The sequence below is a fragment of the Providencia sp. PROV073 genome, from assembly GCF_033688125.1.
GTDB lineage: Bacteria > Pseudomonadota > Gammaproteobacteria > Enterobacterales > Enterobacteriaceae > Providencia > Providencia hangzhouensis.
Genome location: NZ_CP096353.1, coordinates 3,886,869 through 3,911,914, shown reverse-complemented (window position 1 = coordinate 3,911,914; position 25,046 = coordinate 3,886,869). Strand labels below are relative to the sequence as shown.

The 25,046-nt window shown below is 43.0% G+C and carries 20 protein-coding genes; 16 read left to right on the top strand and 4 right to left on the bottom strand.

Annotated features, from left to right (window positions below; genetic code table 11):
• The first annotated feature begins 3 nt into the window (after positions 1 to 3).
• From M1F17_RS17895 to M1F17_RS17835, 13 genes are all read left to right on the top strand, one after another.
• A complete protein-coding gene (locus tag M1F17_RS17895; protein WP_110591116.1) occupies positions 4 to 2,205 on the top strand; it encodes a peptidase domain-containing ABC transporter in 2,202 nt (733 codons plus the stop codon).
• Positions 2,202 to 3,383, top strand: coding sequence for an efflux RND transporter periplasmic adaptor subunit (locus M1F17_RS17890; protein ID WP_232062933.1), 1,182 nt, complete (start codon positions 2,202 to 2,204; stop codon positions 3,381 to 3,383). The genes M1F17_RS17895 and M1F17_RS17890 overlap by 4 nt, the downstream gene beginning before the upstream one ends.
• Positions 3,383 to 5,356 (top strand): ABC transporter permease, encoded by a 1,974-nt coding sequence (locus tag M1F17_RS17885; protein WP_094962370.1) that lies wholly within the window; start codon positions 3,383 to 3,385, stop codon positions 5,354 to 5,356. The genes M1F17_RS17890 and M1F17_RS17885 overlap by 1 nt, the downstream gene beginning before the upstream one ends.
• Positions 5,357 to 5,358: 2 nt before the next feature.
• A complete protein-coding gene (locus tag M1F17_RS17880; RefSeq protein WP_094962396.1) occupies positions 5,359 to 6,771 on the top strand; it encodes an efflux transporter outer membrane subunit in 1,413 nt (470 codons plus the stop codon).
• Positions 6,768 to 8,021, top strand: coding sequence for a beta-ketoacyl-[acyl-carrier-protein] synthase family protein (locus tag M1F17_RS17875; protein WP_153674148.1), 1,254 nt, complete (start codon positions 6,768 to 6,770; stop codon positions 8,019 to 8,021). Before M1F17_RS17880 ends, M1F17_RS17875 begins: the two co-directional genes overlap by 4 nt.
• A complete protein-coding gene (locus M1F17_RS17870; protein ID WP_172767464.1) occupies positions 8,018 to 8,827 on the top strand; it encodes a MaoC family dehydratase in 810 nt (269 codons plus the stop codon). Before M1F17_RS17875 ends, M1F17_RS17870 begins: the two co-directional genes overlap by 4 nt.
• Before the next feature lie 19 nt (positions 8,828 to 8,846).
• Positions 8,847 to 9,098 carry an acyl carrier protein gene (locus M1F17_RS17865; RefSeq protein ID WP_004259523.1) on the top strand — a complete coding sequence of 84 codons (252 nt, stop codon included), beginning with the start codon at positions 8,847 to 8,849 and terminating at the stop codon, positions 9,096 to 9,098.
• A 1-nt stretch (position 9,099) separates the two neighbouring features.
• Complete coding sequence (locus M1F17_RS17860; protein WP_094962373.1) at positions 9,100 to 9,840, top strand: SDR family NAD(P)-dependent oxidoreductase; 741 nt, start codon at positions 9,100 to 9,102, stop codon at positions 9,838 to 9,840.
• Positions 9,841 to 10,250: 410 nt separating this feature from the next.
• The gene (locus M1F17_RS17855; RefSeq protein WP_206277819.1) at positions 10,251 to 12,695 is read left to right on the top strand and encodes a DMSO/selenate family reductase complex A subunit; all 2,445 of its coding nucleotides are present in this window, start codon (positions 10,251 to 10,253) and stop codon (positions 12,693 to 12,695) included.
• 11 nt (positions 12,696 to 12,706) lie between these two features.
• A complete protein-coding gene (locus M1F17_RS17850) occupies positions 12,707 to 13,324 on the top strand; it encodes a DMSO/selenate family reductase complex B subunit (RefSeq protein WP_004259506.1) in 618 nt (205 codons plus the stop codon).
• Position 13,325: 1 nt separating this feature from the next.
• Positions 13,326 to 14,177: a DmsC/YnfH family molybdoenzyme membrane anchor subunit gene (locus M1F17_RS17845; protein ID WP_206277817.1), complete on the top strand. Its 852-nt coding sequence runs from the start codon at positions 13,326 to 13,328 to the stop codon at positions 14,175 to 14,177.
• Between the two features lie 63 nt (positions 14,178 to 14,240).
• Complete coding sequence (gene dmsD, locus M1F17_RS17840; protein ID WP_094962376.1) at positions 14,241 to 14,879, top strand: Tat proofreading chaperone DmsD; 639 nt, start codon at positions 14,241 to 14,243, stop codon at positions 14,877 to 14,879.
• 109 nt (positions 14,880 to 14,988) lie between these two features.
• A complete protein-coding gene (locus M1F17_RS17835) occupies positions 14,989 to 15,735 on the top strand; it encodes a GntR family transcriptional regulator (protein WP_318837094.1) in 747 nt (248 codons plus the stop codon).
• A gap of 31 nt (positions 15,736 to 15,766) precedes the next feature.
• Here the strand turns inward: M1F17_RS17835 and M1F17_RS17830 are convergent, their stop codons facing one another.
• From M1F17_RS17830 to M1F17_RS17815, 4 genes are all read right to left on the bottom strand, one after another.
• Positions 15,767 to 16,750, bottom strand: coding sequence for a PfkB family carbohydrate kinase (locus M1F17_RS17830; RefSeq protein WP_047757124.1), 984 nt, complete (start codon positions 16,748 to 16,750; stop codon positions 15,767 to 15,769).
• Positions 16,737 to 17,756 carry an ADP-ribosylglycohydrolase family protein gene (locus tag M1F17_RS17825; RefSeq protein WP_318837093.1) on the bottom strand — a complete coding sequence of 340 codons (1,020 nt, stop codon included), beginning with the start codon at positions 17,754 to 17,756 and terminating at the stop codon, positions 16,737 to 16,739. The genes M1F17_RS17830 and M1F17_RS17825 overlap by 14 nt, the downstream gene beginning before the upstream one ends.
• Before the next feature lie 85 nt (positions 17,757 to 17,841).
• Positions 17,842 to 19,113: a nucleoside permease gene (locus M1F17_RS17820; protein ID WP_004259450.1), complete on the bottom strand. Its 1,272-nt coding sequence runs from the start codon at positions 19,111 to 19,113 to the stop codon at positions 17,842 to 17,844.
• Between the two features lie 307 nt (positions 19,114 to 19,420).
• On the bottom strand, positions 19,421 to 20,827 hold the full coding sequence (locus tag M1F17_RS17815; RefSeq protein WP_094962378.1) for a cytochrome-c peroxidase: 1,407 nt from the start codon (positions 20,825 to 20,827) through the stop codon (positions 19,421 to 19,423).
• Between the two features lie 579 nt (positions 20,828 to 21,406).
• Here M1F17_RS17815 and M1F17_RS17810 point away from each other — a divergent pair.
• The 3 genes from M1F17_RS17810 (at position 21,407) to M1F17_RS17800 (ending at position 24,979) form a co-directional block, all read left to right on the top strand.
• Entirely contained in the window at positions 21,407 to 23,107 is a 1,701-nt protein-coding gene (locus tag M1F17_RS17810; protein ID WP_094962379.1) for a lysophospholipid acyltransferase family protein, read from the top strand.
• Between the two features lie 214 nt (positions 23,108 to 23,321).
• The gene (locus tag M1F17_RS17805; protein WP_112307669.1) at positions 23,322 to 23,984 is read left to right on the top strand and encodes an ABC transporter ATP-binding protein; all 663 of its coding nucleotides are present in this window, start codon (positions 23,322 to 23,324) and stop codon (positions 23,982 to 23,984) included.
• Positions 23,985 to 23,998: 14 nt separating this feature from the next.
• Entirely contained in the window at positions 23,999 to 24,979 is a 981-nt protein-coding gene (locus M1F17_RS17800) for an ABC transporter substrate-binding protein (RefSeq protein WP_094962380.1), read from the top strand.
• Positions 24,980 to 25,046: the final 67 nt, after the last annotated feature.

Here is a 25,046-nt window from a genome sequence, read left to right as displayed (position 1 = left end):
ATAATGAAAAATATTATTCCAAATTTTGTTTCTCAAGAAGAAACCAATGAATGTGGCTTAGCATGTATTGCGATGTTAGCACAAACCCAAGGTCTCAACGTTTCTCTTGAAACTCTGCGAGAGGTCTATCCAGCATCGGATCATGGAACTTCTTTGATTGACCTTTCGTCCATTTTAGCCAATTACGGTATTGCGACGACACCGGTGTTATTTGAGCACCAAGAGCTCAATAGTTTACCACTTCCCGCTATTTTACATTACGGAGCAAGCCATTTTGTGCTGCTTGCTTATCGCAAGGGAAATAACGTGTGTGTGATGAACCCTGCAATTGGGCAGCAGTGGCTACCTTTCTCTGCATTAAAAGCGGAAATCAGCGGTTATGCATTAATTTTAGAACCGGATACCGCGCTGGAAAAAATTGAATCATTAGCACCGGAAGACAAAAATGATGGGGCAGGGAAAAAAGCCCCTCATGCAATGAGCCTGAAAGAAACCTCAGAGATTCGCGGTGTTTATTGGTTGATGATATTCGCTTTTTTGGTTTCTTTAACGCTATTTTTAATGCCAGCCATGGTGAGCAATGCAATCAACCAAGCCTTTTCCGACGCCAAAAATGCCATTTTCCCTTATGGCTGGTTTATTGTTGCCTTTGTGGTTGCAACACTATTAGCCCTTGGTGTGAGAATGCTGAGTGAGAGATTCGTAAAACATTTTGTGTTGATTAAAAGTGGGGTTGGTTTCTCTCGTTTATTGAGTAATCCATTGCGATTTTTTGAAAAACGCGCACCCGGGGATGTTTTTAGCCGTTTTGTCGCTTGGCAGGGGGCATTAACCGAAAAAATTGAGCTGGATAACGGGCTACGAACGGATTGGGTTATTTGTGCGATAGCATTAGGTACCATGTTTTGGATTGCACCCGTATTAGCGGCTATTTCAGCTGTGGGTGTTACCGTGATGGGCTTAATTAGCGTATGGGCGATTATTCGTGATCGGTGGTATACCCAGCAGTTACAGCTAAAATCGGCAGAATTAAATGACTTTTTTATGGAGACGCTGCAAGGCATTCTGACCATAAAAACAGCAGGGATAGAAAATCAGCGTAAGGCGCAATTTGCATGGCTAAGTCGTGAATTGTTTACCTGTATACAACGCAGAAATGTGTATCAACAAATTAAAGATGGCATCTATCAATTAACTGGTAGTTTGGAGATGGTCATTTTTATGTTGGTGGTTTTACCCATGGTGGCCAATGAGTTAATTTCGTTGGGGGATTTCTTTGCTTATAGTTTCTTGCGTCAAATTTTTACCAATTATGTGACGCGTATTTTTTATGCGATTATACATAAGTCGCAACTGCATATTATTGATACACGCGCCCATTCTTTATTCCCTAAGAAAAGCGAGCAGGACACCGCACCATTCCACGAAAAACAAACCTCAGTACAAGGAAAAGCACCACACTTATCTTTCAAGGGGATCCATTTCAGTTATGACCCTGCAAAACCGATTTTAAATAATGTGTCATTAGACTTACCTTCAGGCACGCAGGTTGCCATTGTTGGGGAGTCAGGGGCAGGAAAAAGCACGTTATTACGTACCATTGCGGGTTTATTCAGCCCACAGCAAGGAGTATGCGAATCCAATGGTGAAGCCGTCAGTGTGCAGCAGCTTACGCAATTGGTTTGCTTGCAAAGCCAAGAAGATATTTTATTTAATGCGACCGTCTTAGATAACATTACGCTATTTGACCCTAACTTCCGCGAAAAAGATAAAAAAAGAGTCGAAGTGCTGCTTGATAAATTGGCACTCGGCGCAGTGATTACTCAATTACCTGGTGGGGTTAATGCGTTAATAAGAGAAAGCCATGCGGCGCTGTCACTTGGGCAACGTCAACGTTTGTTATTGGCTCGTTCGTTGTACAGTGCCCGCCCTATTTTGTTATTGGATGAGCCCACCGCCAATTTGGATGAAGAAACGGCGAAAATAGTCATGGCAACCATTCAGTCACATTGCCAGAAAACAGGTAAAACATTGATTGTTGTCACTCATAGTGAAGAGTTAGCGGCTAATTTCGATGCACTTTACCGAATCGTGGATGGGGAATTAAGTCTTGAGAACAGCACCAATAAAGCCCCTTGTGTCACAGCAGGCACGCCTCAATCTGAACCTTCTTTGTTAGCGGCAATGGAAGGAACTTCCTTATGACCTCCCGCCATGTAGCACCAAAATTGGGTTTAACGACCCAACGATTACGCACTTTAGGTGGGTTAGTGGCATTGCTTGTGCTGGTCGTGGTGATCGGCCGTTTTGTGTGGCAATCACCCGCCCCAGCATTGCATGAAAACGTAATTTTATCGGTGGAACGTGGCGATATTGAAAAAGTCGTCATGGTAACGGGGACATTAAAGCCCTCAATGCAAGTTAATGTAGGTGCTCAGGTTAACGGGCAAATCAGAAAATTATATGTAAAACAAGGCGACAAAGTGGTTAAAGGGGAGTTATTAGCAGAAATCGACCCAACTATCCAGCAGTCTGAGCTCAAAAATGCAACCGCCCGGTTATCCAGTGCTCAGGCGCAAAAACGGGCTGCGGAAGCAACTTTAATACAGTACATCAAAGCCTATCGGCGTCAGGTAGTGATGCAGCGAGATGGTTCTGGTATTCGCAGTGAATATGAACAAGCGCAAGCACAATATGAGGCGCAATTACAGCAGGTTAATGTTAATGAGGCGTTAATCACACAATCAGAAATGGATGTACAAACTGCACAAGCTAACCTCAATTTTACACGAATCATCGCGCCGATTAGTGGCGAAGTACTGGGTATTGTGGCGAACGAAGGGCAAACCATCGTTTCTTCACAGACGGCACCGACCATTTTAGTGTTGGCGAACCTAGATAAAATGCAGGTTCAGACACGAATTTCGGAAGCAGATATTCAAAAAATCCACCCAGGCCAACCCCTCACATTCTATGTGATCGCGGACCCTGAAACGCACTACGAAAGTACGATGGGGTATGTTCAACCCATTCCCCCTGAAGCGCTTGATGAAAATAACAATAATTCTGGTGGGCAACAGAACAGTGCAATTTATTACAACGGAACGTTCGAGGTTGATAACGCCGATCGTGCATTAAAGACATCAATGACAGCGCAAGTATTTATTCGTGTTGCACAAGCGAAAGATGCTTTACGACTCCCCGTTAGTGCTCTGGGGCGAGCTGTAGGTGCAAACCAATATGAAGTGACTGTGATCAACAATGAAAAACCGGAAACTCGCACCATCAAAGTGGGGATTAATGATCGCCATTTCGTCGAAGTACTTGAGGGCATTAGCGAGGGCGAACAAGTTGTTATTCAATCAGATAATGTGGCGAGTTAATGATGGCGACGACACGAAATGTATCTTTTACCCGTCCTCTGATTGAACTTCATCATGTTTACCGTGAGTTTTCAGCCGGTACGCAAACTATTCCTGTTTTGAATGATATTTCGCTATCAATTAACCAAGGGGAAATGGTCGCTATCATTGGCGCATCAGGTTCAGGTAAATCGACTCTGATGAACATCATTGGTTGTTTAGATAAGCCTTCTCAAGGAGAAGTGTTGATCAATGGGATTGCGGTTCATGAGGTGAATAGCGATCAGTTGGCAGAATTACGTAGCCAATATCTTGGGTTTATTTTTCAGCGTTATCACCTAATGCCTTACCTGACTGCAGAAGAAAATATTGCGATCCCAGCTTTATATACGGCGATGCCAGAAGATGAGCGGAGCGCTCGAGTTGCTTTATTAGCAGAAAAGTTAGGGTTACAAACGCGCTTGGATCACAAACCTTATCAATTATCTGGTGGGCAACAGCAGCGTGTCAGTGTCTGCCGCGCCTTGGTTAATGGTGCGCAAATCATTCTTGCGGATGAACCTACAGGGGCATTAGATAGCGCTAGTGGCCACGCATTGATGGATATTTTACATCAACTTCATCTCGATGGTCACACTGTTGTGATTGTGACCCACGATAAAAATATCGCTCAGCAAACTCAGCGAATTATTGAAATTAGTGATGGAAAAATTGTTTCTGATAAGCAGAACCAAGCTCAGACAGACACAAAACAACGGAACCAGCTTCCTTCTGTTGAAGATAATGGCCGTGCATCGGTGTGGCGCAATATTATTGAGTCTATTCGTATGGCATGGCGGGCCTTACTCGGTCATCGCATGCGTGCATTTTTGTCGATGTTGGGAATTATCATCGGTATTTCTTCTGTGGTGTCATCAATGGCCGTGGGGGAAGGGGCAAGACGCTCCATCATGGATGAAATTGGGAAGCTTGGCAGCACGACTCTGGAAATTCGCCCTGGTACTGGGTGGGGGGCTAAGCGGCCTGATATGGAGCGTGCATTATCGTTAAATGATGTTAAAAGTCTAAAGCAGTTGCCATGGATTGAGTCTGTTTCCCCCGTCGCGAGCAGCATGACGATGGTCGTTAATAAAGGCTTGGATAACTCCATCATGCTTAATGGCGTTTCAGAAGAGTATTTTGCGGCACAAGGGTTTCAGCTTTTACATGGCAGTTTCTTCAGTACGCTCGATATGGCAGACAGCGAACCCGTTATTGTGTTGGATGAAGGAAGCCGAGAGGTACTTTTTCAGCCAGAAGAAGAGCCGTTAGGGCAAATTGTGCAGATTGGTCATTCACCATGGCGAATTATTGGTATTGCCCGTAAACCGGGGCCCAAAATGTCGAGTGGCTTTGTTATGGGGTGGGTGCCTTACTCATCGTTACAGCAACGTGTGGTCGGGGACAAACCCATTGAATTTATTTCGTTGCGCTTCCCTGAAAACTTAACTTCTCAACAAGCTGAATTACAGGTTGAGCGTTTGTTATTACGCGAACATGGTAAAAAGGACTTTTTTATTGAGTCGGATGACCAGCTCGCAAATGCATTACAAAAAACATCCGACTCAATGTCATTACTGATCACTTCGATTGCCGCTATTTCCTTATTGGTTGGGGGCGTTGGGGTGATGAATATCATGTTGGTTTCTGTGACGGAACGAACTCATGAAATCGGGATCCGCCTTTCCGTCGGAGCGCGTCCTCAAGATATTATGAACCAATTTTTGATAGAAGCCGTGATGATTTGTTCGCTTGGCGGGTTAATTGGTATTGTCGGTGCATGGTTAGCGGGGTGGGTTTTCTCTTATTTCACCACTGAATTTACGATGGTATTTACCCTGTTCCCCGTTTTATTAGCGTGCGGTTTCTCCGCTCTAATTGGTTTGGTTTTTGGTTATTTTCCTGCTCGTCGGGCTGCCAAACTCAACCCAACGGAGGCATTGGCACGCGAATGAATATCAAATCACTTTATATTATTTCTGCTTTATTTTTGCTAAATGGTTGCGGCAGTTTTACGCGTACGGAATACCAACGCCCTGAGCTCACTTTGCCACAGCAGTGGGATGATAAAATACGCCAATCCGGTGCAAATGACGTGATGACATCAGTTCAGGCATTGAACCTAACTGAAAATTGGTGGGATAACTTTAAAGATCCTCTGTTATCCCAACTGATCAATCAGGTATTAGAAAATAATAATGATTTAGCCACAGCGGCAATTAAATTAAAGCTGGCGCGAAGTACGGCTGGGCTAGCAAATACCAATATAACCCCAGATTTCTCCCTTGGGGGCTCAGCAAGTAATACAAAATCTATACGTCATGGAACCTCCCCCCAAGAGAGTTATAGCTCAAATCTAACTTTAAATTATGAAATCGATTTATGGGGAAAACTGGCACGTATTCGTGAAAAGAATGAGTGGGAAGCAATAGCAACCGAACAGGATTACCATGCAACAGCATTAGTGGTTATTAATACGACTGCACAATTATATTGGAATATTGCACTGTTAAATCAACAGATTGATAACCTGATTGCGAGCCAAAAGATTGCAGAAAAAAGCCAGCAGCAAATTAAGTCATGGTATTTAGCAGGAAAAGTTAGCCAGCTGGATTTCTTACAATCACAGCAAACTGTGATTAGTCGAAAAAATGAATTACGACGGCTCATTAAAGAACGTGACAGCTCCCGTAATGCATTAGCGCTATTGTTAAACCGCCCTGCAGAGCAACATGTGCGTGAGCTCACCGCACTTAATCGAAATCAACGGATTGAAATTCTTAACGCGACACCGTTGGCCGTATTAGCACAGCGGCCGGATATTCAAGCTGCCGAGTCACGTTTACGTTCCGCGCTTGCTGATTCTGACGCTGCTAAATTGAACTTCTACCCGACACTGTCTTTGCAAGGTGCGCTTAATGCGGGTAGCCAGCTGTTTTCTCAATGGTTTAGTGACCCGACACGTGTTGTTGGGGGTTCGATTTCTTTGCCATTTATTCAGTGGAATACGGTGAAATTGACCATTGAACAATCCGACTTACAAGTGCAACAAGCTGCAGTGGCATTTCGTAGTGCGGCTTATACCGCCTTGTCAGAAGTCGATAATGCGATGGAAGCCCGTTTTGCTGCGGATGAAATTCGTCAGCAATTACAACAGTCATTATCACTTAGCCAGCAGCGGCTAAAGCTAACCAGCAGCCGTTACCGAGCAGGTGCCGTGGATTATCAAACACTGCTTAATGCGCAAGATGACCTTTTAACTATTGAAAATTCATTAGCTCAAAATCAATACGATTATCTTTATGCAACGCTACAGCTTTGGTTAGCACAAGGTGGCGGTAGCGCCCAACAGGAGGACAACCCATTATGAACCAAAAATCTCACTTTAAGCGCGTTGTTGTCACAGGTTATGGGGCTGTCACTCCTTTGGGGGATACGGCTTCAGCATGTTGGCAAGCGATTATGGATAAAAAGCTCGGTTATCGTTACGTTGATAAAACTGCACAAAATATCCACAGCCATTTTTTAGGGCTTATTGATAATGAACCCAGCTTAAAAGGGGTTCCTGCGGCTATTCGTCGTCGTTTACCACGCCATACGCGTTTAGCCTTGGGGGCAGCGCGAGAAGCCATGGATATGGCCTTCGCAGGCACGCCATTAACTGATTTTTATGACCCACTGATGTGCGGTGTCATTATGGGAACAGGATGGGCAGGGCTTGATGAAAGTTATATGTCGGTCAGTGAATTCGAAGCGACAGGGATGACCTCGCCTTTCAACTGTTTTTATGCAATGCCAAATGTGACAACGGCGGCTTGCAGCCAGTTTTGGAACTTGCGTGGATATCAAAACACGACCATCGCGGCTTGTGCGACAGGCACTATTGCGATTGGTGATGCTTTTGAAGCGATTCGTCATGGACGAGCCGATATGATGCTCGCTGGTGCAGGAGAGTCCTTGCGGACAGATTGTGCTGTATGGAATATCGATGTTCTTGGTGCTTTAACACGTGAAGCGGAAGACTCGACTCGTGCCAGTTGCCCATTTAGTGCAGATCGTAGTGGTTTTGTCCTTTCTGAAGGTGCGGCCGTGTTGTGTTTAGAAGAGCGTGAGAGCGCTATTTCTCGTGGGGCCACCATTTTGGGCGAGATTACGGGGTATGCAAATTTTTCTGATGCTTTTGATTTTACATCACCAGCAGAAGATTGTGTTGCTCGGGTGAAAACTATTGAAATGGCTTTACAACAAGCGGGAGCCGCTCCTGAATCTCTCGATTATATCAATGCCCATGGGACCTCAACAGCTCTTAATGACTTAAATGAAACAGAATCATTGAAAAAGGCATTAGGTGCGGCAGCTTACCAAGTCCCAATATCCAGTACGAAATCCTATACCGGACATTTAATCGCCGCTGCTGGTAGCTTTGAAACCATTATTTGCTTGCAAGCGATGGCGCATGGCGTGATGCCCGCAACCGCTAACTTACATCACCCGGACCCGCAATGTGACCTCGATTATATTCCTAACGAACACCGTATTGGTGAAGTTAAGCGTGCACTAAACCTGAGTTTTGGCTTCGGTGGGGCAAACGCGGCGCTGATTTTAGAGAAAGCGTTATGAGAACGTTACGTTATACCCTTGAGGATGCAAAACAGTGGGCATCATTTTCTGGTGATGATAACCCGATTCATTTCGACCTTGAATGGGTCAAAGCGAAGGGCGGAGATCAACTGAGTGTGCATGGCATGCGTGCACTACTCGATGTGAAACAATTCGCGAGTGAGTCATTAAATCACCCATTATTGGCTTCACAAGAGGTTATCGACTCTGAGTTTATCAAATGTGTCGTGCGGTTACGCAATCCGCTATGGAACGATAAAGATTATCAATTAGTTGCACGAAATAAAGCGGGATCGGTGGCTTTACTCTCTTCTGATGAGCAACAAAACTGCTTAACTTGCCAATTGTCACTCACCCCTCCACCGGTATTACATGAAATCGCGAATGAAATAATGATTTCGACCGCAGAGATGGTGAAATTGCAGTCAATATTTTCTCAGTTTTCCAACGAAATGTATGAATGGCAGTTTATTGACGCAGTTTTGTTCTGGTACTTAATTCATGATAGCTCGTTATTTGAACAACAAGAGATCGCACAATGGTTGCCGGTCGGCTCAACATTGAAAGATATTTTTTGCCGTTATCCTATCGTACAAACCCACCAAGAGGTGTTGTTTGACCGTGAACTTCTAACGAAATGGGCTCCTATCACCTCTCCTGAGCCTATTTACCTACGTATTTTGCCGGCCTTAGTGATCGCGGATAGTGAGAGTGGTCGATTAGTGAGTATTAGTATCGCCGCCCGCTACAGAGAAAAAATAATAAATAATTCAATAACATTGAAAGTTAATTCAATAACTCAATAAGAATGCAAGGATAAAACAAATGAGCCAATATCAAGAAATTTATATCAAAATTAGTGACATGATCTGTGATGCAAAAGATTTAGAAGCAGAAGAGTTGAATGCGGAGATGACTTTAGTCCAGTTAGAGTTCGATAGCTTAGATTATGTTGAACTTATGGTGCTTGTTAAACGTGACTTTAATGTTGCTTTAGATGCGGAATTTTTCCTAGAACATCCAGAAATTTCGGTGAAAGCGCTGTGTGAACATATTGATAAGGAGTCGAAATCTTAAAATGGCAAATAATCAATGGATACTCGTGACGGGAGGAAGCCGGGGAATTGGGCTCGCACTAGTTAGTGAATTGCGACGCCACTGGAATGTGGTTTTTACTGGGCGTAGCGTTGATGGCGTTAATGAAACACAAGCGAATCTTGAAAACCCCAATTTAGATACATGGGTGAAAGGATCCCCGTGTGATGGTAAGAATGAAGCACAAGTTGACGCGCTTTCTAGCTCGTTATTGGAACAATTTGGGGCTCCTACGGCTATTATTCATAATGCGGGTATCACTAGGGACGCCTTACATATTCATCAAAATGCTGAAATCTGGCGAGATGTGCTAGAGAATAACGTCATTTCCGTGATGAATTGGCACCGTAAATTATTACCTGCAATGTTGATGGCGGGGAGCGGCTCAATCGTATTGATGTCATCAATTACTGGGTTAAAAGGCAATATTGGCCAAACAGCTTATGCGGCGAGTAAATCAGCGATGATGGGGTTGACGCGTTCATTGGCTCATGAAGTTGGGCGTTTTGGGTTACGTGTGAATTGTATTGCTCCGGGGCTTATTGATAGTGATATGACCCGTGCAATGCCTGAAGCTAAATTAAAAGCTATGTGCCAAAACATCCCGTTACGCCGCTTAGGGCAACCCCAAGAAGTGGCAGAGCTAGTTGAATTTTTGATTGGCAATAGCAGCCAGTACTTAACAGGTCAAACATTGGTCTTAGATGGTGGATTAACGGCGTAATTGCCCGTTTTAAGTGCTGTTAGCAGAACAAATATTCACTCGATAATTTATATTTTATATTTCCCCTTAAACGTCTTAGTCGATTTTCGTTTAAGGGGTTTTTTATGAATTGAGACTCGGAAATAAATGAAAAACAGTAAACTCAAGTTAAAGAAGAATGGAATTATATTTATTTCAATTTAATTCATTATTAAACATTAAAAATAATTATATTAATTTTAATTTGGCTTGAATGACTCGATATAACGCATTAAAACCACACAATTTATATTGGATTATTGATCGTGCACAATACCTCACGGTGCCTCGGTTATAGAATGGTAATTGGAAGTCGATAAATAAATTAAAGATAAAAATAAATTTCAAAAAAGCCATTTTAAAACTTTGAAGCAATGTTAAGTGAGGCAGATATGAGTAAAGCATTATCTGAGGGAGTACTCCAATCGGAGATCAGCCGCAGGAAGCTAATGCAAACCAGTACCGTCGGGGGACTCGCACTTGCAAGTGGAGCGCTAAGTTTACCTTTTAATAGTGTTGCTGATATCAGTGAAATCACACCCAAAACAGCCATACCTGAAGAAAAAATAGTTTGGAGCGCATGTACCGTTAACTGTGGGAGTCGCTGCCCACTGCGTATGCATATTGTTGATGGTGAAATAAAATATGTCGAAACCGACAACACCGGCGATGATGTTTACGGAAATAAGCATCAAGTTAAGGCCTGTCTACGTGGGCGCTCAATGCGCCGTCGTGTCTATAACCCTGACCGCTTGAAATACCCGATGTTGCGCGTTGGGGCACGTGGTGAAGGTAAATTCAAACAAATTAGTTGGGATGAAGCCTACGATTTAATCAGCGATAATCTAAAACGGATTATTGCCGATTATGGCAATGAAGCGGTGTATTTGAACTATGGAACTGGCACATTAGGTGGCACAGTCGCACGTTCATGGCCGCCAGCGAATTCACCTATCGCCCGTTTGATGAACTGCATGGGCGGCTATTTAAACCATTACGGTACCTATAGTACAGCACAAATCAGCTGTGCGATGCCTTATACCTATGGTAGTGGGGCAGGTAATAGCGTTTCCGATATCGAAAACTCCAAGTTGGTGGTTCTGTTCGGAAACAACCCTGCCGAAACCCGTATGAGCGGTGGTGGGATCACTTATCAATTAGAGCAAGCGCGTGAGCGTTCTAATGCAAGAATGATAGTGATCGACCCGCGTTATACCGATACTGCTGCTGGACGAGAAGATGAGTGGATCCCGATCCGCCCCGGAACAGATGCTGCATTAGTGGCAGGAATCGCCCATGTATTGATCACTGAAGATATGGTTGATCAACCCTTCTTAGACCAATATTGCGTGGGTTATGATGAGAAAACGCTACCCGCAGATGCTCCGAAAAATAGCCACTACAAGGCATATATTTTAGGGCAAGGGGATGACGGTGTAGAAAAAACACCACAATGGGCTGCACAAATCACCGGTATTCCTGCTGATAAAATCATCAAATTAGCACGTGAAATTGGTTCCGCAAAACCTGCTTATATTAGCCAAGGTTGGGGGCCACAACGCCATTCGAACGGCGAGCAAACCGCACGTGCGATTGCGATGTTACCGATTTTAACCGGTAATGTTGGTATAAATGGGGGAAATACGGGGGCTCGTGAAGGGAACTATGATATTCCATTTGAGCGGATGCCAACATTAAAAAATCCAGTCAAAGCAAGTATTTCCGTATTTTTATGGACTGATGCGATAGAGCGCGGCCCTGAAATGACTGCAACTCATGATGGGGTAAGAGGTAAAGATAAACTGGATGTTCCGATTAAGTTTATTTGGAACTACGCCAGCAACAGTTTAATCAATCAACACTCTGATATTAATAAAACGCATGACATTCTTCAGGATGATAAAAAATGCGAAATGATAGTAGTGATTGATAACCATATGACGGCTTCAGCGAAATATGCGGATTTAGTCCTGCCAGATTGTACCGCGTCTGAACAGATGGATTTTTGCTTGGATGGTGCCGCTAGTAATATGGGCTATGTGATTTTCGCTAGCCAAGCCATTGAACCACGTTTTGAGAGCAAAACGGTGTATGAAATGTGTACACAAATCGCACGCCGTATGGGGGTTGAAGAGAAATTTACCGAAGGGCGAACCCAAGAAGAGTGGCTACGCCATTTGTATGAAATTTCACGACAGAAGTTACCTGAGCTACCTGATTTTGAGACATTCCAGCAGCAAGGGATTTACAAAAAAATGAACCCACAAGGGCATGTCGTGGCACACAAAGCTTTCCGCGAAGACCCAATTGCGAACCCATTAAATACCCCGTCAGGAAAGATTGAGATCTATTCATCACAATTAGCGGATATCGCGAAAACATGGACGCTAGCGGAAGGTGATTTGATATCAGCACTCCCAATGTATTCCCCAGGCTTTGAAAGCCATGATGATAAGCTCACCGAAAAATATCCACTGCAATTGAGTGGCTTCCACTATAAATCGCGCGTTCACTCCACTTACGGCAACATTGATGTGCTTAAGGCTGCTTGTTTACAAGAGATGTGGATCAACCCTATTGATGCAAAACGTCGCAATATTAAAGATGGTGACATAGTGCGTATTTACAACGATAGAGGGGAAGTGCAGATCGCTGCCAAAGTGACTCCACGCATTATCCCAGGGGTTGTTGCAATGGGGGAAGGGGCTTGGTACGCACCTGATGAAAACAAGGTGGACCATGGTGGTAGCCTAAACGTCCTGACGACTCAACGCCCGTCACCGTTAGCGAAAGGTAATCCGCAACACAGTAATTTGGTTGAAGTGGTAAGGGTATAGGGAGATAAATCATGACAACACAATATGGTTTTTATATTGATTCTGCACGGTGCACGGGATGTAAAACTTGTGAATTAGCGTGTAAGGACTACAAAAATTTATCTCCTGCGGTGAATTTTAGGCGCATTTATGAATATGCGGGGGGAGATTGGCAAGAAGATAACGGTGTGTGGCATCAAAACGTATTTAGTTATTATTTGTCGATTTCATGTAACCACTGTGAAGACCCTGCTTGTGTGAAAGTGTGCCCAAGTGGCGCGATGCACAAACGTGAAGATGGCTTTGTCGTTGTGGATGAAAGTGTGTGTATTGGTTGCCGCTATTGCCATATGGCCTGCCCATACGGTGCGCCGCAATTTGATAGCGAAAAAGGGCATATGACCAAGTGCGATGGTTGTTATGAACGTGTTGCCGTCGGTAAAAAACCGATTTGTGCCGAGTCTTGTCCACTGCGTGCATTAGACTTTGGTCCTATTGATGAGTTACGTGAGAAACATGGCAATTTGGCAGAGATTGCGCCACTACCAGAAGCGCACTATACCAAGCCCAATATTGTCATTAAACCCAATGCCAATAGTCGCCCTGTCAATGATACGACAGGCCATTTAGCCAATCCTCGGGAGGTATAACATGGGCAATGGATTACACGAATGGCCGCTGATTTTATTTACGGTATTAGGCCAAAGTATTGCAGGTGGCGTGATTGTGACAGGGCTTGCTTGGTTATCGACAGATGATAAGCCACAAAAACAGCGCATTGTGAACGCAATGTTCGCGTTATGGGTATTGATGGGCTTAGGATTTTTGGCATCGATGATGCATATGGGCTCACCGATGCGTGCATTTAACTCGATGAACCGTGTGTTTGCGTCATCATTAAGTAACGAAGTGTTGTTTGGCTTCATTTTCTTTGCTTTGGGCGGCTTATGGTGGCTGTTATCTGCAATGAAAAAGATGCCAACAGGGTTAGATAAAGTGTGGTTAATCATCACCATGTTGATGGGGCTGTTATTTGTTTGGGCAATGACACGAGTTTATATGATAAGCACGGTGCCAACATGGAACACACCACATACCACTATCGGCTTCTTTATGACCCTGTTTGTTGTCGGACCAATCTTAGGCACTTTGCTATTACGAGTAGCTAAATTTCCGTTTAATAGTGGTAAATTAGCGGCGATTAGTATCGTGGCTTATATTGTGACTATCGCGTCGGTACTACTGCAAAGCGGAGAAATTGCGCTAATTGCCACTTCTGTACAAAAAGCAGTGGATTTAGTCCCTGATTTTGGTGTTTTACAAGTGATACGTTTAGTGGTGACCAGTCTCGGGTTGCTGCTATGGATTTTGCCTGTTGTGCGACAAAATCAGCCTTCGGTATTGAGTTTACTTCTTGGTACCGTGCTGGTACTGATTGGTGAATTTATCGGTCGTGGGCTATTCTATGGTTTACACATGACAGTCGGCATGGCTGTGGCTTAATTGGTAAACCTTTCAGCGCAGGAGATGGTTTCCCTGCGCTGATAACTTCAGAGACAATCAAATATGCAAGAAGCACGCTTTCTTGAACACGTCGCAGTGACAGGGCGAGTTCTGGGGTCCTTATTTTATTTCTCACCAGAAAATGAAAATAACGCAGAGATTATCACGATTCTTCAGGAGCCGACTTGGCATGAAGAATGGCCATTTGCCTTACCTTCTTTAGCGAAAATTAGCCAGCTTTTGCAATCCAGTGCTCAGGAGAATGAACCACTGAGTGAAGCATGGCAGCGCTTGTTTATCGGGCCTTATGCTTTACCCGCGCCTCCTTGGGGCTCAGTCTGGCTAGACAAAGAAAGAATTGTTTTTGGTGATTCAACCGTTGAGCTGCGCCAATGGATGCGAGCCAAAGGTGTTGAACCCGTAACGACACAAAAAGAGCCAGAAGACCACTTTGGGCTGATCTTGATGTTAGCGGCTTGGCTCGCTGAGCAAAATCGCAGAGCTGATTTAGAAGAGTTACTCGCTTGGCATCTATTACCTTGGTCGGCACATTTTCTCGAAGTATTGATAGATTCGGCTAACAGCGATTTTTACCGTGCATTAGCAATATTGGCAAAAGAAACATTGGATGGATATCAACAACAATTAACTTTACCTATATTAGAGAAAAGCGTGTACCTCAGTGGAAATGGTACCCTGTAGCATTTTGTTTTTCATTGGCAATAAATTTATCTAATTCAATTGCCTGCAATTAATCTATGGATAGTGGTACTATGGATTATTGCTGCGATTTTTAGGTGACTAACTCAATATGAATGATGCGCATTTATCTTTGATCCAACAACTTTGTACTCGTCTTGCTGAAATAGACAATACACCTTTATATGTAAAATTTGCTGAAACGGTGAAATTTGCCGTGCGAACAGGGGTTTTACATCAAGGTGATATGCTGCCCAGTGAAAGGGAGTTAGGTCAACAAACAGGCGTGTCGCGTATTACCGTTCGAAAAGCGTTAGAGTTACTTGAGCAAGAAGGCGTTATCATTCGGTCACAAGGCTACGGTACCCAAATTAGTGATAAGTTTGAGTATTCGCTCAAAGAAGCTAAGGGTTTTTCACAACAAGTTGTTTTACTTGGAAAAAAACCAAACACACTTTGGGTCAATAAAAGTATCGTGCCTTGTTCACAGGAAGTCGCAGAGTCGCTAGCGCTCCCCATCAATAGTGATGTATTTATGTTAAAACGCATTCGTTACGTGGATGAGCAGCCTGTCTCTATTGAGGAATCATATGTTCCTATTGGGCTGATTGGTGACGTAGACGATATTGGTTTATCTTTGTACGATTATTTCCGCAGCCAAAATATTTATCCTACGCGAACAAAGAGCAAGGTAAGTGCTCGAATGCCAGATGAAGACTTTCAAACGCACATTAAATTAGAAAAGATCGTGCCTGTTTTAGTGATTAAGCAGGTGGCTTTCGACCATAAAAATGTCCCTATTGAATACAGTTTCAATCAATGTCGTAGTGATATGTATGTATTTGTATCTGAAGAATAAAAAGAGGGATGACCTCTTTTTATTCTAATGATTAATATTGCTGTAAATACGCGGCGAGTTGCTCAGACGAAGGCGCACAATCACCTCCTCGATGGCTAACAACATAGGATGCGACAGCATTTCCAAGTAATACGGCATCTTGTAGTGCCCAGCCGGACGCCAATGCAGCAATCACGCCTCCTGCATGGCTATCCCCTGCACCAATGGTATCGACAACGGTAGTTTTAAATGGTGCCACCCAGCCTGATGAACGACAACTTTCTTGAAAGAACGCGCCTTCTTTGTCGACTCTAACAATCACGGAAACTGAAAATTGAGAATGCCAAATATTGGCTAATGCTTCTGTATCCATTCCTTGGTGTGCGATATCAGGGAACAGCGTGACGATATGTTCGACTTCTTGACGGTTCAATGAAATGATAGGTTTTAAAGCCATCAATCGTAATAATTGTGTTTTCGAAAGGTCGGCGATCCGAGGGCCAAAATCAATAAATAAAGTGACGTTATCGGAGAGTGATTCCAGCCATGAAAGCAGAGTTTCGCCACATTTTGCTGCTAATTGGTAACCAGAAAGATAGATAATGGTGTTAGATGTAATTGGTAAATCATCTAATGTATGGCGTTCCCACTGGTTTTCCACACCGCTAATTGAAAGAAATGTCCTTTCTCCATCGGGTTCAACCAAGGCTAAACACCAGCCATTATCACCTTTATTCGTTTCTATAACTGAACTCACACCTTTTTTATTGAGTTGGTTGCGGATGATATCTGCCCATACACCTTGCCCAATAGGTAATGCATTGAGTGATTGGATACCAAGGCGTTGCAAGGCCACAGCAATATTCAGAGCACATCCACCGATATTGACACTTTGTTGGTGCAATTCGATGTCACTTCCGCGATAAGGCAGTGAATACGCATCTGCAATCACATCAATAACGGCTGCGCCAATCAGGCAGACAGGACGATGCTCTGCTTGCAATGGAAGATGGGCAATAAGTTCAGCGGTTTTCATAAGCTTTTTCTCTTGCAGTTCTCAATGCCATAAAGGCTTTGCTATACTGTGTAAAATCAAGTTGATTCACATCATCTAATTGTTTTTTAAGTTGTTTGTCGATGGCATCAATGCCATGCAGTGCGCCACAAATGGCGGTGGCCATTGCCCCTATAGTATCGGTATCTCCCCCTAAATTAGCACACAGAATGGCACAGCGGTTGGGATCGGTTTCCGCTAATTCAACCATAGCAATGGCGGCAGGAACTGACTCAATGGTGCTAGTACCAGCGCCAACGAGTTGATAAAGCTGTTCCATTGCTTGCTCGGTGCCAATTGTGTTTTTCACCGTGTGTAAAGCAAGTTCAATACGTGCAGCTATTGATGGGCTAAAGGTTGTGACGTGTTTTTCTTGTGCTAATTTCGCAATAGCGGGTAATTGGTCGCGAATTTGCGACCAATCTTCGCCATCTATCGCTTTAGATATTGCCCAAGCGATAGCGACCGCACCTGCAATTGCTACATCCGATTTATGAGTTGGCGATGAGGCGAGTGTAATTTCATCAATAAATTCATTAATAGAATGAGTTGGCAGTAAACAACCGAGTGGGGAAACTCGCATTGCGGCACCATTTGTCATGCCGTTGTTTTCTAACTGAGAAATTGGAGTCCCTTGTTTTATTGCATTTAATGCAATTTTAGAGGTTGGCCCTAGGACATTTTTGTTAAAGGCATCAAATTGCTCTGCCCATTTTAGAATATTACGTCCAATAAATTCAGGGTTTACTTTGCCACCACATTCTATAATCGCGTCCGCAAGTGCGAGGGCCATTGAGGTATCATCTGTAAATTCTGCCGTATTGAAGTAGCAAGCTGCATTATTTTCTTTTGGCCCAGGTAAGAAGCGGTCTATCCAACCAAAATGTGCTTTAACACGAGAACGAGGCCATAATTCAGAAGGCATTCCCATTGCATCACCTAAGGCTTGGCCATAAAACGTGCCTAAAATACGGTTCTCTTTGTTCATTATAATTCCTTCAATTTTGGCTAAAAATAGCGCCTTCATGTGTTGGTTGTTGGTTAATAAAGGCGTTTAATTAATGATTGCTTGACTAATTGGATGTGGGTTTTACGCCACTTTTATTAATATCAATTTCTTGAATATCACGACTCGACTCTTTAAACATTAACATGAAGACAATCGTGATTACGACGATCATGGCAGCACCGAAGCCCCACATACCGGCCCAGTTAAAGGTCTGGCCGTTGACAGGTTCACCGTAAGAAAAAAGTTTTTCCATCATTTGGCCTCCTAGGCTATAACCCAGTAAGCTACCAAAGCCTTGGCAACAGAGCGTAATTAAGCCTTGAGCCGCTGTTCGCATATGTACAGGGGTCTTTTTGTCGACATAAATATATGCAGTGACATAGTAAAAATCGTAGCTAACTCCGTGTAATAAAATACCGAGGAAGAGTAATCCATAGGTAAATAAGTGGTCTGCATCACCATAGATAAAGAAAGCATAACGGATAGCCGCAGTGATTAAACCAAGAAGTAATACCTTTTTGATACCAAAACGTTTGGTAAAGAAGGGCAAAGCAAGCATAAAAAAGATTTCGGAGAATTGCCCTAAGGTCATCCACCCCGTAGCATTTTTCATCCCAACTTCAGTAAGGTAGCCGTTAGCAAAAATATAGTAAAAGGCTAAAGGCATGGCGAAGAGGAATGAGCACACGAAAAATACTAAGAAATTCCGGTCTCTTAACAGTACAATGGCATCCAATCCAAGCATGACTTTAATACTCATTTTTCCTGTTCCTTTTGGTGGGGTGTCTGGCAAGAAATAGGTAAAAAAGCCCAGTAAAGCCGAGCTAGCGGCTGTCACTAAGAGTGGAATATTGGTCGCAGAAATATCACCAAAGCCCATCATGGAAGGTAAAAAACCACATGCAATACCCGATGCAATCCAGCCGATAGTCCCCATTACACGAATACGAGGGTAATCACGTTCCACATCTTCCACATTGGAAAAAGCAATACTATTGGTGAGCGCAATGGTTGGCATGTAAGTCAGTGCATACGCTAATAGCAGAGGGAAAAAGCTAGAAAATTCAGTTTGTTGAGCTGCGAAAAACATAAAAACTGCCCCTGCAAACATCAGTACCGCCAGGACTTTTTGTGCAGCAAAAAATCGGTCAGTAATTGATCCTACAAGGATCGGAGAGATAATTGCAGCAATGGCTGTACAGGCGTAAGACCATGCTATTTGAGAAGGGGTAAAGCCACTTTTATTCAAAAATAGCCATAAGGGAACAAACCAAGCTCCCCATATAAACCATTCAATGAACATCATGAATGAGAGTTTTGCTGTCGTTTTTTTCATCTTTCATTCCTTTATACGGCTAATTATAGGTATTGTAGGGTACGCAAACAACAATACCATTTAATAATACCTTTTAAATACCATTTGATAAAAACTTTGAGCTAGATAACATTGTTTCGTATGAATAGGAAACAGAAACTTTTTAAGTAATAACACAGTGAGGAAGAGGTGTTCGATAATGTGAATTGCTGTGAATACAGGTCAAGTCAGGGTTGTAGGTAGCTTATACGGCAGTGTTATATAAAAAATAGCACCGTTATTATTTGAACGGTGCTATTAGTTTTTTATATCAATCAGCTATTGATATTTACTGTTGTGACTCACTTTGTTGCACATAGGGTGTATATACCCCTGTTAAACTCTTAAGGAAGGCAACAATATCATCGACATCTTTTTGTGGCAGTTCTTTACCCACTTGATAACGCAGCATCAGTTTCACTGCTTCATCTAAGGTTGCTACATCGCCGCGGTGGAAATACGGTGCGGTTAGCTCGACATTACGTAGTGTTGGGACTTTTTGGCGTAACTTATCGCGCTCATCAGAGGTGACATTCATACGACCAATATCTTGAGCAGTGATTTCACCGAACTCATAGTCTTTTTTCAGACCCAGAGGTTCGAAGGAACGACCACCTAAGATCACGCCACCATGGCAGGTTGCACATTTGTTCTCTTTAAATAACTGGTAACCATGGACCTGCTGTGCGGTTAATGCAGTTTTGTCGCCTCTTAACCAATTATCAAACGGAGAGTCTGGAGTAATTAAGGTTTTTTCGAACTCTGCAATCGCATCGGTGATGGTGTCACCCGTAAAACCTTCTGGGTAAACCGCATTAAAATCTTGTTTTAAGACAGGGTCTTTATCCAATTTTTCAATGATTTCATCCCATGACTTTGATGCCATTTCGATAGGATTTAATGGTGGGCCACCGGCTTGGGCTTGTAAATCAGGTGCTCTACCATCCCAAAATTGCTCGACATTAAATACAGAGTTAAACACCGTTGGCGCATTGATTGGGCCTACTGCGCCACCAACACCAATTGATGTTTTACGGCCATCAACACCACCTGCATTGAGTGCGTGGCAGTGTGCACAAGAAATTGTGCTATCCCCTGACAGGCGTGCATCATGATACAAGCGGAAACCTAATGCGACTTTTGCATCATCAACATCCAGTGATTTTGGAATTGGTTGAATTGGTTCGTTGCGATGTTCAGCAGCGGTATCTTGGCTGGCATAGTGCTCTTCCCGCTGTTTAGCTATCCAATTCAATAGGTTATTACGTTCTTCATCACTGACACTGCTGGCCCAATGAAGTGCAACATAACGTGTTGGAGGCATGGTGTGGTTCTGCATAACCCACTCAATTTTATTTAATTCACTTTGTGGTACAGGTTCTCCTGCGATGAGTGCAGCGCGAGCAGCCTCAAGGTTGAATGACTTATAACCTAGCTGAATATCGTATTCCATCAGTTGCTTAGCAATGGGGAATGATGCGTAGGCAGGTAAATCAGTTGACGGTGTGTGACAGTAATCGCATCCCTTTTCGGCAAAGAATTGGAGGACTTGATTATTTTCTGCAATTTTAGATGTCTGAATGTCATTATTTTCTCTTCGTTGATTATCGTGATACCACACATATCCAGATAATCCAAAATAACCGAGTAAAAGCAAAAATATGACAGCGACCGTAATGCGAGTAAGTTTTTTCATTACACTATCCTTGAAAGATTGCGGTCAAATATATTTAAATATTTTTTAATTAATATAATTCTACAGCCGGACTATGATGGATAAATAAGTCCGAGAAGTTCTTGATTTTTATCAATGATGGCCATCGGTTTAAGCGATTGTTTAAATAAGATTTACCTATCAATGAAATAATAATTAAAAAACAAGCTGATGATTAAATTTTATTAGATTGAATTTAAAGGATATTGTTTCAAATTAATCTTACTGCAATAGATTTTTAGTTCAATTTAATTGGTGGATATTTATAAATGATAACTTCTTAATTATTAAAATAAATTGAGTAAAACTAATCGAAAAGTTTAGTTTTTACCTTTTTAATTGTTGTGGACTAAATGCATATTACAAAATAAGTAAAATATAAATTATTTAAGAAAACAATATTCCTGAAAATTATTGATTTTAGATAACCATAATATTGGCAAATAAAAAGTAATGATCTACATCATCATTTTTGTGCTTTCACCATTTTGTCATAAAATAAACATATTGTTGTTATGAATCTGACTTAAGTTCGTCGTAACTCAGTTAGGAGATAGCATTATGTTTAGTGTCGATACCCTGCTGCACGATATTTTTCCTCATCAAACACCAGGCAAATGGAAACGTCGCTTATTAAAAAAGCTTTTGTTTGAACAGGAATTTCACCAATTTGCTCAAGATTATCCGCACTTAAAGGGCTTGGATCTTATTGAACAAATCATGGAGTTCTTTGATATTTCTAGTGAAATGGTTGAGGGTGACTTAGAAAATATTCCGACTCAAGGACCTGTTGTCTTAGTTGCTAACCATCCGATAGGTTCACTCGATGGCCTTGCATTATTACGTGTGGTTGCTGCCGTTCGTCCTGATGTAAAAATAGTGGCAAATCAGTTTCTCAATTATATAGAACCACTAAAAAGCTTATTTATTTCAGTGGATAATATGAATAACCGAACCAGTCGACAACAAGTTGAAGCCATGCAACAGCATTTGGATAAACAAGGGGCATTAATTGTGTTTCCTGCGGGGGAAGTTTCTCGATTTGGTCGCAAAGGGGTTCGTGATGGCCACTGGCGTACAGGTTTTTTGCGTTTAGCCGCAAAGGCTAGAGCCTCTATCGTTCCCATCCATATTCAAGGGCGTAATAGCCATTTATTTTACTTAACTTCGCTGGTTTACAAGCCATTATCTACTTTAATGTTAGTCAGGGAAATGTTTAAGCAGCGAGGAAAAAGATTAAAAATTCGTATTGGTGGCAGTATCCCATTTATTCATTGGCATGATGGTCATACGGCGGCTCATGAGTTAGCAGGGCGCTTTCGCCGCCATGTCTATTTGCTGGGAAAAGGTAAGGAAGGGCTATTTACCAGTGAATCGCCAATTGCTTTACCAGAAGATAGAATTGAATTAAAAAAGGCCTTAGTGGCCTGTGAGCGGCTAGGAACTTCTCCTGATGGGAAAGCGATTTACCTTTATCACCGAAACCAAGAGGTAAGGTCACCGATCTTACGAGAAATTGGTCGATTACGCGAAATTGCATTTCGTGCGGTAGGGGAAGGTTCAGGTAAGCGCCGTGATTTAGACAGCTATGATGACGATTATTATCATCTGGTTTTATGGGATGAAAGCGAACTTGATATTGTTGGCGCTTATCGGTTTATACCGACTAAAAAGCAAATTGAGACCAAAGGCCTTGAGGGTATTTATAGCTCTAGCTTATTTCACTATGACCAAGCCATGATGCCAATATTAGCGCAAGGTATTGAGCTTGGTCGGAGTTTTATTCAGCCCAAATATTGGGGAAAACGGGGTTTAGATTACTTATGGTTAGGTATTGGCGCGTATTTGGCAAAATATCCACACTATCGTTATCTTTTTGGTCCTGTATCTATTTCGGGCTCAATGCCAATTGCGGCACGTGATTTACTGATTACTTTTTATCGGCTCTATTTTTCAGCGCCACACAGCATTGCACAGTCACATCAGCCGTACCCGGCTTCTTTGCCACAGGTATTAGCCCAATTTTCAGGGGGCAATTACCATGAAGATTTGGTTAAATTGAAAAGCTTACTCAATAACATTGGCTGCTCGATCCCAACGCTTTATAAGCAATATACCGAATTATGCGAACCTGGCGGCGTACAGTTTATGGATTTCGGTACAGACCCCGCGTTTAACGATTGCATCGACGGGTTGGTGCTGGTGGATTTAACCAAATTAAAGCCAGCACGTTATCAAAGATATATTGGCGTTCACCAGTAAAATAAAGTGACTATTTTATTTGGTGATTATTTTTCAATTGAATTTGAAATTAATTAGCCACAAAACTGTCATCAATTTGACGTATTCAAGCCGTAGCATCATTGATAACGATTAAGTCCCAAAGAGGATAACAATGAACATGCAAAACGCTCTCTCTTCATCGAGTGAGTGCTCGGTCTTTTTGTCTCCTAAGCAAGAAGCGAGTGGCTTACAGATGATCTCAATACAAAATTTATCTCAGGCATTTTCACATCAATATGTGCTAAATGGCATTAATTTAACAGTAACCAAGGGCACCGTTCTTGCGCTATTAGGCCCTTCAGGCTGTGGTAAAAGCACATTACTGAAATTGTTAGCGGGTTTATTACAACCAACTGATGGCACTATTTATTTTGGCGAACAGCTTGTGGCGAGCTCACATCACCTTATCCCCCCAGAAAAACGCAACCTCGGCATGGTTTTTCAAGATTATGCGCTGTGGCCGCATATGACTGTATCCCAAAATGTTGCCTTTCCTTTACGGATGCGAGGTATTGGCCGCCTAGAAATACAGCAACGTGTGATGCAAGCTTTAGAACGCGTAGGGCTGGCTGATTTCGCCAAACGGAAACCTGCCGATTTGTCAGGCGGGCAACAACAACGTGTGGCTCTTGCTCGCGCTATTATCGCTGAACCTGAAATTTTGTTATTCGACGAGCCCCTGTCAAACCTCGATATCGCGTTGCGCCAATCTCTGTGTGAGGAAATGGCTCAGTTATTGCGAACCTTGGGGATCACTGCAGTGTATGTCACTCACGACCCTACGGAAGCCCATGTATTAGCACACCAAATCGCCCATATGCGAAACGGTAATATTGACAGTTTGACGACACTATAAATAGAGAGATTGTTATGCGAAATTTACTATCAAAGAACGGATTTTCACTAAAGGGTATTACCATGAGCCTTGGCCTTTCCTGTGCACTATTTTCTGTTTCAACCCAAGCGATTACCGTGTATACCGCAGGCCCAGGCGCCATGGCAAAACAGCTTGCCGCAGGGTTTGAAAAACAAACGGGTACCAAAGTAGATGTTTTCCAAGCGACAACCGGAAAAGTGATGGCGAGGCTGGAAGCGGAACAGGCGAACCCGCGTGCGGATGTATTGATTTCCGCATCATGGGATACCGCGGTTGATCTGCAACAAAAAGGTTGGTTACTACCTTATGAAAGCCCAAATGCCCAGCAAGTTCCTGAGCGTTTTAAAACGCCATACTATGTGGCGCAAGGGATCTCTGCACTGGGTATTGTGTGGAATAACCAAAGTGGTACCCCAAAACCAACAGATTGGCAAGATTTAGCCCAACCCGAGTTTAAAGATAAAGTCACAATGCCTGATCCCGCACTTTCTGGCGCGTCATTAGACTTAGTTTTAGGGTTACAGAATGCGAAAAAAGAAGCCGCATGGACACTATTTTCTGATTTGAAAGCCAATGGTATGGTGATTTCAGGGCCGAATGCTCAAGCCTTGACTCCTGTATTACAAGGCGCTAAAGCGGCGGTTTTTGGTGCGGTTGATTATGTTGCTTATGGTAGCATCGCGAACGGAGAATCGATTGAAGTGATTTTCCCAAGTAGTGGCACTGCGATTGCCCCGCGCCCAATGATGATTTTAAAAAGTTCTAAGCAGCCTGACCAAGCTAAAGCATTTATCGACTATGTACTATCGCCAGAAGGGCAAGAAATTGTGGCTAATGCATGGCTAATGCCTGCTAGGGCAGATATTGCAGGTAAACGCCCTGATTTTTCAACACTCAAATTGTTGCCAGAAGCTGCGACAGACAACGCTGAGCGCGGCGAAGTTCTCTCTCGTTTAAGCGCTTTATTCCGTTAAGGCTGGTTTTGTAAGCATATTAATTAGCAAACCGCTGGGTAGATTGTCTGCCCAGCAGGAGTGTTGT

What these genes read in the sequence shown, in the direction of transcription:
- M1F17_RS17895 (WP_110591116.1), top strand. Translation starts at nt 4, where the DNA reads ATGAAAAATATTATTCCAAATTTTGTTTCTCAAGAAGAAACCAATGAA.
- M1F17_RS17890 (WP_232062933.1), top strand. Translation starts at nt 2,202, where the DNA reads ATGACCTCCCGCCATGTAGCACCAAAATTGGGTTTAACGACCCAACGA.
- M1F17_RS17885 (WP_094962370.1), top strand. Translation starts at nt 3,383, where the DNA reads ATGATGGCGACGACACGAAATGTATCTTTTACCCGTCCTCTGATTGAA.
- M1F17_RS17875 (WP_153674148.1), top strand. Translation starts at nt 6,768, where the DNA reads ATGAACCAAAAATCTCACTTTAAGCGCGTTGTTGTCACAGGTTATGGG.
- M1F17_RS17870 (WP_172767464.1), top strand. Translation starts at nt 8,018, where the DNA reads ATGAGAACGTTACGTTATACCCTTGAGGATGCAAAACAGTGGGCATCA.
- M1F17_RS17865 (WP_004259523.1), top strand. Translation starts at nt 8,847, where the DNA reads ATGAGCCAATATCAAGAAATTTATATCAAAATTAGTGACATGATCTGT.
- M1F17_RS17860 (WP_094962373.1), top strand. Translation starts at nt 9,100, where the DNA reads ATGGCAAATAATCAATGGATACTCGTGACGGGAGGAAGCCGGGGAATT.
- M1F17_RS17855 (WP_206277819.1), top strand. Translation starts at nt 10,251, where the DNA reads ATGAGTAAAGCATTATCTGAGGGAGTACTCCAATCGGAGATCAGCCGC.
- M1F17_RS17850 (WP_004259506.1), top strand. Translation starts at nt 12,707, where the DNA reads ATGACAACACAATATGGTTTTTATATTGATTCTGCACGGTGCACGGGA.
- M1F17_RS17845 (WP_206277817.1), top strand. Translation starts at nt 13,326, where the DNA reads ATGGGCAATGGATTACACGAATGGCCGCTGATTTTATTTACGGTATTA.
- dmsD (WP_094962376.1), top strand. Translation starts at nt 14,241, where the DNA reads ATGCAAGAAGCACGCTTTCTTGAACACGTCGCAGTGACAGGGCGAGTT.
- M1F17_RS17835 (WP_318837094.1), top strand. Translation starts at nt 14,989, where the DNA reads ATGAATGATGCGCATTTATCTTTGATCCAACAACTTTGTACTCGTCTT.
- M1F17_RS17830 (WP_047757124.1), bottom strand. Translation starts at nt 16,750, where the DNA reads ATGAAAACCGCTGAACTTATTGCCCATCTTCCATTGCAAGCAGAGCAT.
- M1F17_RS17825 (WP_318837093.1), bottom strand. Translation starts at nt 17,756, where the DNA reads ATGAACAAAGAGAACCGTATTTTAGGCACGTTTTATGGCCAAGCCTTA.
- M1F17_RS17820 (WP_004259450.1), bottom strand. Translation starts at nt 19,113, where the DNA reads ATGAAAAAAACGACAGCAAAACTCTCATTCATGATGTTCATTGAATGG.
- M1F17_RS17815 (WP_094962378.1), bottom strand. Translation starts at nt 20,827, where the DNA reads ATGAAAAAACTTACTCGCATTACGGTCGCTGTCATATTTTTGCTTTTA.
- M1F17_RS17810 (WP_094962379.1), top strand. Translation starts at nt 21,407, where the DNA reads ATGTTTAGTGTCGATACCCTGCTGCACGATATTTTTCCTCATCAAACA.
- M1F17_RS17805 (WP_112307669.1), top strand. Translation starts at nt 23,322, where the DNA reads ATGATCTCAATACAAAATTTATCTCAGGCATTTTCACATCAATATGTG.
- M1F17_RS17800 (WP_094962380.1), top strand. Translation starts at nt 23,999, where the DNA reads ATGCGAAATTTACTATCAAAGAACGGATTTTCACTAAAGGGTATTACC.